This window comes from Acinetobacter sp. ANC 7912 (assembly GCF_039862785.1).
Classification (GTDB): Bacteria; Pseudomonadota; Gammaproteobacteria; order Pseudomonadales; family Moraxellaceae; genus Acinetobacter; species Acinetobacter thermotolerans.
In genome coordinates this window covers 1,110,157-1,124,964 of record NZ_CP156795.1, presented here as the reverse complement: position 1 = coordinate 1,124,964, position 14,808 = coordinate 1,110,157, and the positions used below count along the sequence as shown (strand labels likewise).

General features: G+C 42.9%; 14 protein-coding genes. 5 read left to right on the top strand and 9 right to left on the bottom strand.

Annotated elements, in window-relative coordinates; translation table 11 throughout:
• Window positions 1-41 precede the first annotated feature (41 nt).
• A complete protein-coding gene (locus ABEF84_RS05565) occupies window positions 42-683 on the top strand; it encodes a DUF2238 domain-containing protein (protein ID WP_347454144.1) in 642 nt (213 codons plus the stop codon).
• 69 nt (window positions 684-752) lie between these two features.
• Here the strand turns inward: ABEF84_RS05565 and ABEF84_RS05560 are convergent, their stop codons facing one another.
• The 4 genes from ABEF84_RS05560 to ABEF84_RS05545 form a co-directional block, all read right to left on the bottom strand.
• A complete protein-coding gene (locus ABEF84_RS05560; RefSeq protein ID WP_347453810.1) occupies window positions 753-992 on the bottom strand; it encodes a hypothetical protein in 240 nt (79 codons plus the stop codon).
• Between the two features lie 195 nt (window positions 993-1,187).
• The gene (gene sohB, locus ABEF84_RS05555) at window positions 1,188-2,150 is read right to left on the bottom strand and encodes a protease SohB (protein ID WP_347453809.1); all 963 of its coding nucleotides are present in this window, start codon (window positions 2,148-2,150) and stop codon (window positions 1,188-1,190) included.
• A gap of 160 nt (window positions 2,151-2,310) precedes the next feature.
• Window positions 2,311-3,843, bottom strand: coding sequence for an aspartate aminotransferase family protein (locus tag ABEF84_RS05550; protein WP_347453808.1), 1,533 nt, complete (start codon window positions 3,841-3,843; stop codon window positions 2,311-2,313).
• Between the two features lie 3 nt (window positions 3,844-3,846).
• Entirely contained in the window at window positions 3,847-5,220 is a 1,374-nt protein-coding gene (locus tag ABEF84_RS05545) for a diaminobutyrate--2-oxoglutarate transaminase (protein ID WP_034581772.1), read from the bottom strand.
• A gap of 479 nt (window positions 5,221-5,699) precedes the next feature.
• Here ABEF84_RS05545 and ABEF84_RS05540 point away from each other — a divergent pair, with 479 nt between their 5' ends.
• The gene (locus tag ABEF84_RS05540; RefSeq protein WP_034581774.1) at window positions 5,700-6,404 is read left to right on the top strand and encodes an SIMPL domain-containing protein; all 705 of its coding nucleotides are present in this window, start codon (window positions 5,700-5,702) and stop codon (window positions 6,402-6,404) included.
• Window positions 6,405-6,570: 166 nt separating this feature from the next.
• Complete coding sequence (locus ABEF84_RS05535; RefSeq protein WP_347453807.1) at window positions 6,571-7,167, top strand: phosphatase PAP2 family protein; 597 nt, start codon at window positions 6,571-6,573, stop codon at window positions 7,165-7,167.
• 56 nt (window positions 7,168-7,223) lie between these two features.
• Here the strand turns inward: ABEF84_RS05535 and proB are convergent, their stop codons facing one another.
• Window positions 7,224-8,357: a glutamate 5-kinase gene (gene proB, locus ABEF84_RS05530; protein ID WP_034581780.1), complete on the bottom strand. Its 1,134-nt coding sequence runs from the start codon at window positions 8,355-8,357 to the stop codon at window positions 7,224-7,226.
• A gap of 29 nt (window positions 8,358-8,386) precedes the next feature.
• Window positions 8,387-9,592, bottom strand: coding sequence for an Obg family GTPase CgtA (cgtA, locus tag ABEF84_RS05525; RefSeq protein ID WP_034581783.1), 1,206 nt, complete (start codon window positions 9,590-9,592; stop codon window positions 8,387-8,389).
• Window positions 9,593-9,858: 266 nt separating this feature from the next.
• On the opposite strand from cgtA, the gene ABEF84_RS05520 reads away from it, so the two are divergent.
• Complete coding sequence (locus ABEF84_RS05520; RefSeq protein ID WP_034581784.1) at window positions 9,859-11,052, top strand: MFS transporter; 1,194 nt, start codon at window positions 9,859-9,861, stop codon at window positions 11,050-11,052.
• 200 nt (window positions 11,053-11,252) lie between these two features.
• Window positions 11,253-12,075 (top strand): IS5 family transposase gene (locus ABEF84_RS05515; RefSeq protein WP_141667073.1). Its coding sequence is split into 2 segments (ribosomal slippage): window positions 11,253-11,633 and window positions 11,635-12,075, totalling 822 coding nucleotides; the frame shifts between segments, so codons are not numbered across the junction.
• On the opposite strand, the gene ABEF84_RS05510 is transcribed toward ABEF84_RS05515, so the two are convergent.
• The 3 genes from ABEF84_RS05510 to ABEF84_RS05500 all read right to left on the bottom strand — a co-directional run bounded on the left by ABEF84_RS05510 (window position 12,032) and on the right by ABEF84_RS05500 (window position 14,696).
• Window positions 12,032-12,673, bottom strand: coding sequence for an endonuclease/exonuclease/phosphatase family protein (locus tag ABEF84_RS05510; protein ID WP_347473789.1), 642 nt, complete (start codon window positions 12,671-12,673; stop codon window positions 12,032-12,034). The genes ABEF84_RS05515 and ABEF84_RS05510 overlap by 44 nt on opposite strands.
• 9 nt (window positions 12,674-12,682) lie before the next feature.
• The gene (locus ABEF84_RS05505; protein ID WP_347453805.1) at window positions 12,683-13,063 is read right to left on the bottom strand and encodes a helix-turn-helix domain-containing protein; all 381 of its coding nucleotides are present in this window, start codon (window positions 13,061-13,063) and stop codon (window positions 12,683-12,685) included.
• Between the two features lie 175 nt (window positions 13,064-13,238).
• The gene (locus ABEF84_RS05500; protein WP_034587054.1) at window positions 13,239-14,696 is read right to left on the bottom strand and encodes a glyceraldehyde-3-phosphate dehydrogenase; all 1,458 of its coding nucleotides are present in this window, start codon (window positions 14,694-14,696) and stop codon (window positions 13,239-13,241) included.
• Window positions 14,697-14,808 lie beyond the last annotated feature (112 nt).

The following is a 14,808-nucleotide window of genomic DNA, read 5'->3' as shown; positions in this document are numbered from 1 at the left end:
ATAATCATGCTTAATTTAAAAACAAGATGACATATCAATAAATCATGGATCATCGATTAAGCGGCAAGCATTTGATCAGTTTGGGGATTCTGGCAGTTGCAATCATCATTTCCAGCATTCAGCCTTTGGAAATGCAATCCTATATTCTGCATCAGACCGGTACTGTGTTTATGATCGGCATGCTGATTTTTTGCCTGTATAAAGTCGGTTTCAGCTTTTTCAGTTTTAATCTGTATCTGCTGTTTCTGCTGATCCATGTGGTGGCAGCGCATTATTTGTATTCTTATGTACCCTATAATGACTGGATTCGGGCCCTATTTGGTTTTGACCTGAATGCTGCTATGGGCTGGTCACGCAATATGTTCGATCGTTTTGTGCATCTGGCTTGTGGTCTGCTACTTTACCCGGTTTTTTATCGTCTGTTTCAGGTCTGGCTGCCACAGCAAAAGCCATTCACAATTTTTCTATTGGTGGTGCAATTCGTCATGGCAACCAGTCTTATTTATGAATGGATCGAATGGTTCATTGCCATTGGTTTATCTCCAGAACAGGCGGAAAGTTATAACGGCCAGCAAGGTGATATCTGGGATGCGCATAAAGACATGTTACTCGCGGCTGTTGGAGCAATGTTTACCGGTAGTTTGATGCTCATTCCACAGAATAAAAAAAGCTCACCGAAGTGAGCTTCAAGCATGAATAACGAGTGAATTAAAATTTCAGATCGAGTATTGAAATATATTCATCGTACTTCATTATGCAAGCGGACAATAACGCATAAAATCCCCTTTCATTTTGTCAAATTCTTCACCCGTTAATACATCACTGAAGTAGACATAATAAGTTACTTCAGGATATTGGATCCGATGACGGAACATCATGCCACGTAGTGATACAGAAAGCTCTTCAGGAAAATCATCCGCTAAATTCAGTTCTTCAAATTCATAGTTAAAGTAACAATTTTGTTGAGCGATAAAGGCTTCTACAACTGCCATCTTTCCAGCCTAATGATTAAAGCAATTAATTTAACGGATTCACGTACAAAAAGCCAAATTGATTCTTCAGCCCAGTTGCCGAAACTGTAAATTCGATTGAATGAAAAAATAAGCTGAACAACAAACTATGGTCTATCGCTAAAACATAAAAAAGCCCGCTTACGCGGGCTTGGATATATAAAAATATCGATCAAATTAAAGTTTAGGATCACGCATCTGTACCAGATTTGCATTGGCTTTAGTCAGCGTATCTACTACTTTATTCATCACAGCAGGAATCAGGGAATCTGCAATTTGTGCTGCCTGCAGTCCCAGTTTTTCACCCAGTGTTGGTTTTTTACGGGTCTGAATGGTATAGACATCATGCTGTGGTAACAGACTGAGCAGATACTCGTCTGAAGTTTGCAGCTTATCCACCAAATTCAGGTCTAATGCATCCTGACCATACCAGTGTTCACCGGTCGCCACTTTTTCTACATTCAGCTGCGGACGGTATTTTTCCACGAAGTGTTTGAACAGTGCATGGGTCTGTTGAATCTCTTCCTCAAACTTGGCTTTGCCCTCTTCTGTATTTTCACCAAACATGGTTACGGTACGTTTGTACTGGCCTGCGGTATAAAGTTCAAAGTCGATCTTGTTGTCTTTAAGCAGACGGTTAAAGTTTGGTACCTGTGCCACCACGCCAATAGAACCAACAATGGCAAATGGTGCAGAGATAATTTCACTACCGATACATGCCATCATATAACCGCCGCTGGCTGCCACTTTATCCACGCAGATGGTTACATGGAAACCAGCTTCACGTAGGCGCACCAGCTGAGCTGCTGCCAGACCATAACCATGTACCATACCGCCTGGGCTTTCCAGACGCACGATTACACGATCGCGCCCTGCTTTGGCCGTTGCCAGAATCAGGGTAATTTCTTCACGTAACTGCTCCACTGCAGATGCCGCGGTGTCACCTTTAAAATCCAGCACATAGATTTTTTCATTGGTCTTTTTACGGGCACGTGCTTCTTTGGATAATTGCTGACTCAATTGCAGCAACTCAAGTTTAGAAGCGGTAGTTTGCGCAATTTTTTTTCTTTGTTCATTAATACGCGCATTCAGGTGACTGATCTGAATTTCAGCCGGCAGTTTCGGAGTGTGAAATAACATATAGAATCTATTCTCAGTGTAATTCGGGCTATATAGTAACTAGATTAGGCCAGTTTTGGCTTTTTTCAACCAAAATTCAAGAATAATTCCGATTAGCATGATTTGATCAGACAATAAAAAAAGGAGACCCTCAGGCCTCCTTTTTCACATCCACAACCAATTAATCGATTGGCGGTGTATAGGTACCATTGGCAATGGAGTCCTTGATACGATTTGCTTCTGCCAGTACTAATGCCAACAAGTTCTTCACGTTTTCAAGAGTGGCTACCGGGCTTAAAGTGGTCATTTTCAGAGATTGAACCTGACCGACTTTGGTTACACCAATGTTCGCTTCACCACGGGCAAACAGTTCATCTGCCACGTTCTGGTTCAGCGTGTCGATGAACTCCACAGGATAACCTTCAGGCACAACACGGAACAACACTGATGCAAACTGAGGTTCAACCAGCAGTTCCAGCCCTGACGTTGCCTTTATGTAGTCTGCAACTTCACGCGTCAGATCTACACCATGGTCAATCATCGAACCATAAAGTTCTTCACCTAGGGCTTCAACGGTCATCCACAATTTCAACGCGTCAAAACGACGAGTCGTTTGCAGAGATTTCGATACCAGGTTCGGTACACCATGCTCTTCATCATAAGCCGAGTTCAGGTATTCCGCTTCATAGTGCATGAAACGATAGTTCGCTTCATCTTTCAGCAAGAACGCACCACAAGAAATGGTCTGGAAGTAATGCTTATGGAAATCCAGAGTCACTGAGTCAGACAACTCGATACCATCCAGCATAGAACGGTATTTATTCGACAAAATCAGTGCACCACCCCAAGCTGCATCGATGTGCATCCACGCGCCATACTTGTTGGTGATTTCACGGATCTGTTTCAGTGGATCGATCGCACCAGCATCAGTTGTACCTGCTGTAGCTACCACACATGCCACAATCTTGCCTTCAGATTGCAAATGCGCCATGGTCTTTTCCAGCGCATCCACGTCCATCTGTGCATTTTCATTGACAGGAACAGTCACCACAGACTGGAAACCCATGCCCATCATGGCCATGTTCTTTTGCACAGAGAAGTGTGCATTTTCAGAACAGATCACTTTAACATTACGCATTGCATCCGCAGGGATACCATCGCGCTGAACCGACCACGGATTGCTGTTTTCGTCTTTCCAGTTTTTCGCGATGCAGGCATCACGAGCCAGCAGCACACCCATCAAGTTCGATTGCGTACCACCAGACGTGAACACACCTGCCTGACCTGAACCATAACCGACTTTCTGACGCAGCCAATCAATTAATTGCACTTCCATCAATGAACCCGCTGGGCTTTGATCCCAAGAGTCCATAGACTGGTTAGTGGCATTAATCAGCACTTCAGCCACCTGGCTTGCAACCATGGTTGGGCAATGCAAATGTGCCAAAGAATGTGGATGATGTACTTTCAGGCTTTTATTCAGAAAAAGCTCAACCATACGCTGCAGCGATTGTTGCAAGCCCAGACCTTCTTTAGAAGGCTGGAAAGAAATTGCTTTACGCAATTCCTTAATGCTGCCGCCAGTGTACATTTTGTCGTTTTGCAACCATGCTGCAACCGCTTTGGTCGCCTGATCCATCGCTGACTCATAGTCAGCGATCGATGCAGCATCATTGCAGAGTAACGCTTTACGGTGTTCTGCAAAATCTACCATGAATTATGCGCCTCGCACTGCTACTAGAGCTTCAGCAACCGCTTTCTTAAAGCGAACGATCACTTCTTCACACTCTGCCTGAGTAATGATCAGTGGGCAAAGTAAACGGATCACAGTACCGTTACGACCACCTTTTTCTAACAACAGTTTGTTGTTGAAACATGCAGTCTGAATCGCAGCAGCCAGCTGGCTATCTGCAGGATAAGAACCCATATGATCTGCTGGTTTACGCTCGTCAACGATTTCGATACCGATCATCAGACCACGGCCACGCACGTTACCGATACATGGGAATTCAGCAGCCAGTTTTTTCAGTTCAGCTTGAAGGTAGTCACCACGTTCTTGCGCATTTTGAGCAAGATTCTGTTCTTTAATAGTTCTTAATGTCGCAAGACCTGTACCCATTGCCAGCTGGTTACCACGGAAAGTACCAGTGTGGCCAGCAGGTTGCCATGCGTCAAATTTACGTTTAATACCAAGTACCGCAAGTGGCAGGCTACCACCGACCGCTTTAGACATCACTACGACATCAGGTTCGATACCTGCGTGTTCGAACGCGAACATTTTGCCTGAACGTGCAAAGCCCGCCTGAACTTCGTCCAGAATTAACACAATGTTGTGTTTTTCGGTTACTTCACGGATTTTTTGCAGCCATTTTACCGGCGCTGTTACCACACCACCTTCACCTTGAATCGCTTCAAGGATCACCGCTGCAGGTTTAGTCACACCGCTTTCAACATCTTCAATGAAGTTTTCGAAATAGTAAGTCAAAGCATCCACGCCCGCTTCACCACCTAAGCCCAACGGGCAACGGTATTCGTGTGGATATGGCATGAATTGAACGCCTGGCATTAAACCGTTTACTGCATTCTTCGCAGACAGGTTACCTGTCATTGCTAAAGAACCGTGCGTCATACCGTGATAGCCACCAGAGAAGCTGATCACTGAGCTACGGCCAGTAAAGGTTTTGGCAAGTTTAATCGCTGCTTCTGTTGCATCTGCACCAGATGGACCACAGAACTGTAAGCAGTATTCTTCTTTTCCACCTGGCAGGTGAGACAGAAGTGCTTCAGTAAAAGCATCTTTTAAAGGAGTAGTGAGATCCAGGGTATGCAAAGGTAAACCGCTTGCAAGTGTGTCCTGAATACTTTGAATGACCGCAGGGTGATTATGGCCTAGTGCCAATGTCCCTGCCCCAGCTAAACAATCAAGGTACTCTGTACCTTCAACATCGGTAACCCAACAACCTTGTGCTTTCGCTATCGCTAGTGGAAGTTTACGTGGATAACTACGCACATTCGATTCCATCTGACTTTGGCGAGTCAAGTAGTATTCGTTTGTGGAATTGGTGGCAGGGTTTACTGAAGTAACGCTCATATCGAATTACCATCTCTGATATGGGTTGAAAGAAATAAGTCTGGTGACTTGCGGTCCTTTGACTCGGTGCTTTATAAAAATCTAGTTAGACAATTTTTTATTCAGTTAACTAGTGAGAGGCGGATGATACAGTTTTTTTCAGGAAAATAAACAACTTTTCGTACCAAATTGCCCCGCAGTTTATTGAAAAAATATATCAAGCAATGCTGCTTACTAAATTATCAACATAGTAGATGACGATGGCAAGGCAACCTGAATATTTTATGCAATTTTGCCATCACGAAAATAGCAGTCTAATTATCAAACAAATACAACAATAAGTATATAATTTTCATCATATTTAATTTGGATAAATTCACAAAAAATAAAATATATTTTTAACATTCAAACGACAATAATTTCGGAATATCAACACATTTACCGCTTAGTATTTTATGATCACAACATCGCCAACAATTCCACTAAAACAGGATAACAAAATGCGCGTTTTTTCTCTTTGTTCTCTCGCCCTGCTTGGTGCGCTTTCTACTGGCGCCTTTGCCGCTCCTGAAGAACGCTTAAATTACAATGTGGTGAATATCTCGGCAGAAGCCAGCCGTGATATTTCCAATGACCTGATGAATGCCAGTTTATACGTGGAAAAATCGCATAAACAGCCGGCTGAACTTGCAGCACAAATCAATCAATTGATGAATTTCGCTATTAATACGGCAAAAAAATATCCGGCAGTAAACATTGAAACCGGTTCGCAAAATACCTATCCGGTGTATGACAACGACAACCGCAAGCTAAGAGAATGGCGTAGTCGTGCCCAAGTACGGATAGAATCCACAGATTTTAAAGCGGCGTCCCAACTGATTGCGGAACTGCAACAACACTTCCAGACAGAGTCAATTAATTTCAGCGTGTCTGAAGCCAAACGTAAAAAAGTGGAAAATGAGCTGATGCTGGAAGCTTCAAAAAACTTCCAGCAACGAGCACAAAGCCTGGCACAAGCCTGGAACAAACCCGGTTATCAGTTGGTGAATCTGAATATCAACACCAACAGTTCGGGCTATCCGCCTGTGCCACGTATGGCCATGGCAAAATCAGCATATGCTGAAGCTGCAATTCCAGACCAGGAAATGGCAGCAGGCGAATCGAAAATGACCGTGAGCGCCAATGGTTCTATCCAGTTTAAATAAGCCTAACCAGCTAAACTGATTGCTGAAACCACCCAATTGGGTGGTTTTTTACCATCTGAATATTCATTTGAAATCAATACTACAAATTCATACACAATCGGATAGGAATTGAAAATTGATAGGTTTAGAGTAACGGGCATTTCTCTATCCCTCTATCTGACTTTCCATGTCTGTTGAACAACTTAATCTTGATCTGTTTTATCTCCTGAATGTCCCTGATCATGCTTCGATCTGGATGATCAACTATGCCTGCCTGATCGCCCATGATCTGGTATATGTATTCCTGCTAATTTTTGCCATTGCCTGGTTACGTGGTAATCGTGAAGTGAAAACTGGCATTATCAAAGCTTTTATCTTTACCGCGATTACCCTTTCGATCAGTGAAATTTTATCTGCTGCACTCAATGCCCCGCGTCCTTTTGTCATGGAAGTCGGGCGTACCTTAAGCGAACATGAAGCGACGGGTTCTTTCCCGAGTAATCACATGAGTATTTTTAGCGGGATTGCCCTTGCCTATTATTTTTCACCGCAGCGTGATTTGGGACGAATTCTAGTGTGGACAGCCTGGTTAGTAGCCTGGTCACGGATTTATGTCGGAGTGCATTTCCCGATTGATATGGCCGGTGCTTTTATCATTGCATTGGTCGTGAATCTGGCTGGCTTACCAATCTGGTGGAAGTACCAAGACAAATTGATGAATTTTATTTTGATGATTCACAAATTTCTGTTTGCGCCATTTATCCAAATGGGCTGGGTGAAATAAATTTTCAGGCATAAAAAATCCCGCTCGAAAGCGGGATTTTTTATAATCTCGATAACTTAGTAGATCGCCATATGATTGCGGTGAATCATTTCCAGTGAACGTGCTTCACCTAGTACTTGATGTACTTTATCTGAGGCCAGACCTTTGACAATTTCCGCTGAACGCGAACTAAAGTTCACGCGACCTACGGCAACACGATGGCCCTGTGTATCCACACACTCCACCACATCACCACGGTCAAAATGACCTTCAACTGCTTTCACACCAACGGGCAACAGGCTACGGTGATTTTCTTTAATCGCTTTCACTGCACCATCATCAATCACCAGACGGCCTGCAGTTTGCAAATGCGCAGCCAGCCATTGCTGGTGTGCAGTCACACGGTCATCATCGGTAATGAATAAGGTACCCAACATTTCACCCGCCATCAGGCGCGATAAAACGTTGTCACTATCACCACTCGCGATCAAAGTTGGGCAACCAGATTTGGCCGCCAGACGTGCCGCACGGACTTTGGTCAGCATACCACCACGACCAAACTTGCCGCCGCCGCCCGCCATATCGAACAGGCTCTCATCCATGGCACGCACGGTATGGAACAGTTTGGCATCTGGGTTTGAGCGTGGGTCTGAGTCAAACATGCCTTCTTGGTCTGTCAGGATAATCAGCAGATCAGCATGTACCTGACCCGCCACCATCGCAGCCAGCGTATCGTTATCACCAAAGCGGATTTCGTCTGTCGATACGGTGTCATTTTCATTGATCACCGGAATCACACGCCAGTCAATCAGGTGCTGCAAAGCATCACAGGAATTGAGATAGCGGCGACGGTCTGCCAGGTCATCATGGGTCAGCAATACCTGAGCTGTCTGAATCTGGTGTTTTTCCAGCACGCTTGACCAGGTATGAATCAGGCCCATCTGACCGATGGCAGCACAAGCCTGAAGACTGGGTAGATCAGAGGGTCGATTCTCAAGTTTCATTCGAACCATACCTTCAGCCACAGCCCCAGAAGAAACGAGAATAATCTCGTGTCCGGCATTGTGCAGATCTGCGATTTGCCCCGCCCAGTGCGAGATGGCATCTAAATCTAAACCTTGCCCGTTTGCTGTGAGTAAAGATGATCCGATTTTAACAACGATTCGTTTACAACCCTTGAGCTGACGTTGCCCATCTACCACTTCTATCATCTTGTCCTCAGACTCTCGTTATCAGAGATTTAACGTACGTAATACACTTCTACATCGCTGTCGTCGTCATCCTCATCATCAAAGTCATCACCACCCAGACGTTGAGCACGGCGCATTTGACGATAAGCTTCTTTCGCAGCCAGTGTTTGTTCACGTGTTTCAGCTTCCAGCTGATCACGGAATGCTTTAACTTGTGCAGCATATTCTGGATCTTCAACTTCGCGTTCGCGTTGTTCTTCAATCTGATCCATCAGGTAATACACCACGTCTTTAGTGCCTTCGGCTGTTAAGCCAGAAGTTTTAAAGACAGGGCCTTCCCACTGCAATTCCTCAAGAATGTGGTTACACCATTCTTCGCGGGTTTCTTCTGGCAGCTGATCGATCTTGTTCAGTACCAATACCACTGGGAGTTTAGACAGGGTTGGAGAGAATTTTTCCAACTCTGCCATAATGGCTTTGGCATTGTAAGCGGGGTCTGAACCATCAATCGGCTGTACATCGACAATGTGTAGCAAGATACGAGTACGTGCTAAGTGTTTCAGGAAGCGAATACCTAAACCAGCACCTTCCGCTGCACCTTCGATCAGACCTGGAATATCTGCCATCACAAATGAACGGTGACGGTCGGCATCCACCACACCCAGGTTAGGCACCATGGTGGTAAACGGATAATCCGCTACTTTTGGTTTTGCTGCAGATACCGCACGGATGAAGGTTGATTTACCTGCATTCGGCATACCCAGCAAGCCCACGTCTGCCAGTACTTTCAGCTCCAGACGGACTTCACGGAATTCACCTTTAGTACCATGAGTACATTTACGTGGAGCACGGTTAGTCGATGATTTGAAATGGGTATTACCTAAACCACCTTCACCGCCTTGAGCAACCATCACTTTTTGACCGTCTTCGACCAGGTCACCAATGATGTCGCCAGATTCACAATCGACAATAGTTGTTCCCACAGGAACTTTTAAAATAACTGATTCGCCACCACGACCAGCACAGTTTGCGCCAGCACCGTTTTTACCACGTTCAGCGCGAAATTTACGGGTATAACGATAATCTACAAGGGTACTCGTGTCGTCGTCAGCCTGAATATAAATGCTGCCGCCACGACCACCATCACCACCATCTGGACCACCAAATGGTACGAACTTTTCACGGCGAAAACTGGCTACGCCATTGCCACCGTCGCCAGCCTCTACGGTAATGACTGCTTCATCAACAAAGCGCATATTGCCAATCCTCTAAAAACTTTAAAACCGCCTATTCTGCCATATTTTAAAGCATTTCTCGACTACATTTCTGCACTATTCCATGAAGATCGCGGATTTCAGCCGGTATTTTTATTGATCTGGATTTAAACCGTTCTATATCCTCAACTTAAAAACTATGTTTTTATTTTTAATATAGTTTTTAATGATGATCTGATTGTTTTTTATTATTTCTGCTTTACCTATGCGCGGCTTATAGTGCACACATCTTCAGGAGAGTTGATTCTATGAGCAGTTCAGAAGGGAATTCTGTCCGTCCATTATCATCACAATTTGTATTGTTGATGGCAATCGCATGTGGTCTATGTGCTGGATCGGCCTATTTTAATCAGCCGCTGATCTACTCTATCGAACAAAGTTTAGGGATCAGCACCACTCAGGCCGGCTTTGCTGTTGTCATCGCTCAGATTGGTTATGTACTCGGTTTGATGCTACTGGTACCTTTGGGTGACTTTTTAAATAAGCGCAAGCTGATTGTCTGCCTGATGGTCTTTGCAGCAACTTCGCAGATTCTCTTATCCTTTAGTACGACGCTGAGTACGCTTTATCTGTTTACCTTATGCGCGACTTTTGGTTCGATCTCTGCTCAGGTATTGATTCCGTTTGCTTCGACTATTAGTCCACCGCAATCCAGTGCTGCCATTGTCGGGAAATTAATGAGTGGTCTGGTGATGGGCATTATCCTGTCACGGACTTTTGCCGGCTTTGTTTCGACTTACTGGTCTTGGGAAGGAGTTTATCTCAGCAGTGGCATCATTACCCTGCTCTTTGCTGTGCTGATGTGGAAAAAACTGCCAGACACTCAACCACAAGCTGGATTGACTATTGGTGCGATTTATAAATCATTATTCACCCTTGCCAAGAATCACCCGCATCTGATTCGTCGTGCCTGTGCAGGCGCACTCGGTTTCGGCATTTTATCGATGATCTTTACTTCAATGACTTTTGTGCTAGGTAGTGCGCCATATCATTTTAGTGATTTCGAAATTGGTTTGTTTGGATTGTTGGGTGTAATCGGAATTTATTCATCTAGCTGGTCAGGTAAGACTGTAGGACTCGGTAAAGAAAATTTCGTTGCCAAGCTCTGTATTTTCCTGATGCTGTTTGCACCTATTCCTTTATATTTCGCTCAACAGAATATTGTGGTTTATGCCATTGGTGTACTCATGGCCTACTTTGGTTTAACGGCTTTTCACGTACTGAATCAGAATCTGGTTTACCGCATCGATTTAAAGTCGCGCTCACGGATTAATGCCGTGTATATGACCATTTATTTCACTGGTGCGGCACTTGGTTCACTGGGTGCAGTGTATGCTTGGGAACATTGGCAATGGATCGGTTGTGTTGTATTGGCTCTAGTTTTCGCAATTGGAATTTTGCTGATTGACCGGTTTGATTTTAAAAAAATGAAACAGGTTTAAATATGAAATGCAAGGAATAAATCGAAAGGTTTATTCCTTATTTAATTCAAATAAAATTGGGACATGATCACTATATTTCAGCCATTTATTTTGATCAAACACATGAGCTGATGAAACCGATACATCAAATAATTCTGCTGAACTAAATAAATAATCAATAGACCTCTTGCGAAAGTAAAAACTACCTCAATATAGATTTCATGAAATATCAGAAATTAAACCGTTTTTCAGATTCTGAATTCAAGCGCTTGGTTGGTGTACCTCGACCAGTTTTTAGTGAAATGGTCGAAGTTTTAAAAGAAGCAGAATCACTTAAAAAGAAATCTGGGCGTCCTCATACTTTAGCTATAGAGGATCAATTATTATTAACACTCAATTACTTACGGAATTACAGCACTCAATTGGAATTGGCTGCAAATTACCATATCGCTGAAAGTAATGTGAATCGAACTATTAAAAAGGTTGAAGATGCATTAATGAAATCAAGACGTTTTACCCTGCCAAAACGAAGCATTACCACAGCAGACGAACAATTTAACTGGGTAATTATTGATGCGACAGAATGTTCAATAGAACGCCCGAAAAAAAAATCAGAGTAAGTTTTACAGTGGTAAAAAGAAGAAACATACGTTAAAAGCCCAAGTGATCTATCATCCGAAGAGCAAACAAATCATAGGAGTAGATATATCGTCTGGCAGTCAGCATGATATTAAATTGGCAAGAAAAACAGTTAAGAAATTCAAACATTGTGACTATGTTATGACCGATTTAGGGTACTATGGGTTAGAGCAAGATGGCTTTAAGTTATTGATGCCAATAAAGAAAAAGAAGAATTTCCCCTTATTTGATGCTGAGAAAAATTACAATAAAATGATTGGAAAAATACGAGTTGTAATCGAACATATTAATAGTCAATTGAAAAGATTTAGAATACTAAGTGAACGCTATCGAAATAGACGAAAAAGATTCGGTTTACGCATTAACTTAATCGCTGCACTGGTAAACCGGATGAACTTGCAATAACGACTTTCGCAAGAGGTCTAATATGATAAGGTTTGTTCAAATTACGCTGCATATAGAAAGTTGATTGTGTTTCTTCACCTTGATTTTCTTTATGAATTTGATGATAAACACTATAAATATTTAAATCCTGTAATTCCATCACCACATCAGAGTGATTCCACCAACGATCCCAGACATCCCATTGACTATTGCTATTCCAGTCACCACAGAGAATCGTAGGTTGTACACCTATTTTATTTTTATGTCGTTGTAAGTATTTCCAAAGCTGTCCGATATATTGAAAGGTTGGAGAGTTAGCAAATTTTGTCCATACACCAATAAATACGATTTCATTAATTTCGACCGGCAAAAATAACTCTAAACCCTCATCCTCCCAATTTAAAGGCTTCAATAAAAAATTAGACTTTACAAATATCGCCAAACCCTTATTTATATTTGAACCCTTCCATAAATAACGAGGCATCCATTCTTCATATTTTTGCTGTGCTTTAGCGGTATTTTCACATTCTTGAATAACAAAAATATCTGCATCTATATTGTTTAATAAATGCAATTTATTTCTAAAACCACCATTACAGTTCCATGTAAATATTTTCACAACAAAAGCCTAAACAATCTTTTTAACGCGTTCTTTACTCTCTAAAATCTCCGGCAAACTACGTTCCAACCAACCAATCAGATAATTCAATTTTTCTGCTGCTTGCGAACCGGCAATCGTCAGCTGATATTCCACTTTTGGTGGTACTACCGGATAAACCGTTCTTAAGATAAAACCATCCTGCTCCAGCATTTTCAGGGTTTGTGCCAGCATCTTTTCACTGACGCCTTCAATCCGTTGTTTCAGCTCACTAAAACGATGTACCCCATCACTCAGGCATCGCAACACCAGAATCGACCATTTATTGGCAAGATGTTCAAGGATTTCACGGGATGGACAATCAGTGGATAACACCTGCCCCAATAATTTACTGGTTTCATAAGCCGACATATATTTTTCTCTTAAGTTATAAACTTACTTATTGGCATGTACTTTCATTTTGAAAGTTAGCAGATCAACAATTGAACAGCAAGTTGAATTTTAAACTTATTCTTCCATTGAAATCTTTTAGTCATGCAATAAAAAAGAGCCTCAAATGAGGCTCTTTATTTCAGCTCGACACTAATTATGCATTAGTTTCAGCAGGGATTTTCTGGAAGCGTACACCGCCCATTTGTTCAGCGATACGAAGTACCTGGCAGCTATAGCCAACTTCGTTATCGTACCAAACGTATGCAGTCAGACGGTTGCCTGAAGTGATTGTTGCTTGCGCATCGAATACACCTGCAGTACGAGAACCAATAAAGTCAGAAGATACAACCTCAGTAGAGTTTGTATAACCGATTTGACCTTGAAGGCTAGAGTTGATAGAGATTTGACGGATATATTCATTTACTTCGTCACGATCAACTTCTTTCTCAAGAGTCAGGTTCAGGATCGCAAGAGATACGTTTGGAGTAGGAACACGTACTGAGTTACCAGTCAACTTGCCTTTCAACGCAGGAAGTGCTTTCGCAACCGCTTTAGCAGCACCAGTTTCAGTGATGACCATGTTCAGTGTAGCAGCACGGCCACGACGGTCAGCTTTGTGGTAGTTGTCGATCAGGTTCTGGTCGTTAGTGAACGAGTGAACTGTTTCAACGTGACCATTGATTACTGTGTATTTGTCGTTTAATACTTTCAGTGTTGGAGTGATCGCGTTAGTTGTACAGCTTGCTGCAGAGATGATCTTGTCTTCATCAAGAATGTCATCCTGGTTCACGCCGTAAACCACGTTTTTCATGTCACCTTTACCAGGTGCAGTCAGGATCACGCGTGAAACGCCTGGGCATTTCAGGTGTTGAGCCAGACCTTCTGAATCACGCCATTTACCAGTATTGTCGATTAGCAATGCATCTTCGATACCATACTGAGTGTAGTCCACTTCAGATGGGTTAGAAGCATAAATTACTTTAATAAAGTTACCATTCGCGATGATGGCTTCGTTTTCTTCATCTACAGAAATTGTACCAGCGAATGGACCATGGATAGAGTCACGACGCAGTAAAGACGCACGTTTTTCCAGGTCACCGTCAGCAGTTTTACGTACAACGATTGCTTTCAGGCTTAGACCACGACCTAGACCAGATTGGCTGATCATCAGACGAGCAAGGATACGACCGATACGACCGAAACCGTAAAGAACAACATCTTTGTTTTCTACAGTTGTTGCATTACCTTGGATTGGTTTAACAGCGTTTGCAACGAATTCGTTAACGTCACCGCCTTTTGCTTTGAATTCTTGAGCCAGTTTACCCAAGTCAACTTCAGCAGTACCGATATTGTCGATTTTTGCCAAAGCTTCAAGAATTGGGAAAGTGTTAACGACTGACAGTTCAACATCTAGTACGCGAGCACGACGGTGAGCTTTAAGGATCTGGATGACAGAACGGTTAATTAAAGAGCGACCATATACTGTAGCTTCGATATTTTTTTCACGGTATAACTGGCCAACTAGGGCAATCATACGTTCCGCGATTTCTTCACGGTTTTTCCAGCGACCTTGGTGCTCTGCATGGAGGGCAACGATAGTGTCTTTGCTCACAGATACGTCCTCTAATTAATTGTAAATCTAAGCATAAATTGCAAAACCACGTAATTGTAATGGAATTGACAGCAAGTTTGAATCAAAAGCTGCCAATGTCCGGCTTAAATTT

Bases quoted from the DNA above. Each gene is read 5' to 3' on its own strand.
- ABEF84_RS05560 (WP_347453810.1), bottom strand. From the start codon at position 992: ATGGCAGTTGTAGAAGCCTTTATCGCTCAACAAAATTGTTACTTTAAC.
- proB (WP_034581780.1), bottom strand. From the start codon at position 8,357: ATGATAGAAGTGGTAGATGGGCAACGTCAGCTCAAGGGTTGTAAACGA.
- ABEF84_RS05535 (WP_347453807.1), top strand. From the start codon at position 6,571: ATGTCTGTTGAACAACTTAATCTTGATCTGTTTTATCTCCTGAATGTC.
- ABEF84_RS05550 (WP_347453808.1), bottom strand. From the start codon at position 3,843: ATGGTAGATTTTGCAGAACACCGTAAAGCGTTACTCTGCAATGATGCT.
- sohB (WP_347453809.1), bottom strand. From the start codon at position 2,150: ATGTTATTTCACACTCCGAAACTGCCGGCTGAAATTCAGATCAGTCAC.
- ABEF84_RS05545 (WP_034581772.1), bottom strand. From the start codon at position 5,220: ATGAGCGTTACTTCAGTAAACCCTGCCACCAATTCCACAAACGAATAC.
- ABEF84_RS05505 (WP_347453805.1), bottom strand. From the start codon at position 13,063: ATGTCGGCTTATGAAACCAGTAAATTATTGGGGCAGGTGTTATCCACT.
- cgtA (WP_034581783.1), bottom strand. From the start codon at position 9,592: ATGCGCTTTGTTGATGAAGCAGTCATTACCGTAGAGGCTGGCGACGGT.
- ABEF84_RS05540 (WP_034581774.1), top strand. From the start codon at position 5,700: ATGCGCGTTTTTTCTCTTTGTTCTCTCGCCCTGCTTGGTGCGCTTTCT.
- ABEF84_RS05520 (WP_034581784.1), top strand. From the start codon at position 9,859: ATGAGCAGTTCAGAAGGGAATTCTGTCCGTCCATTATCATCACAATTT.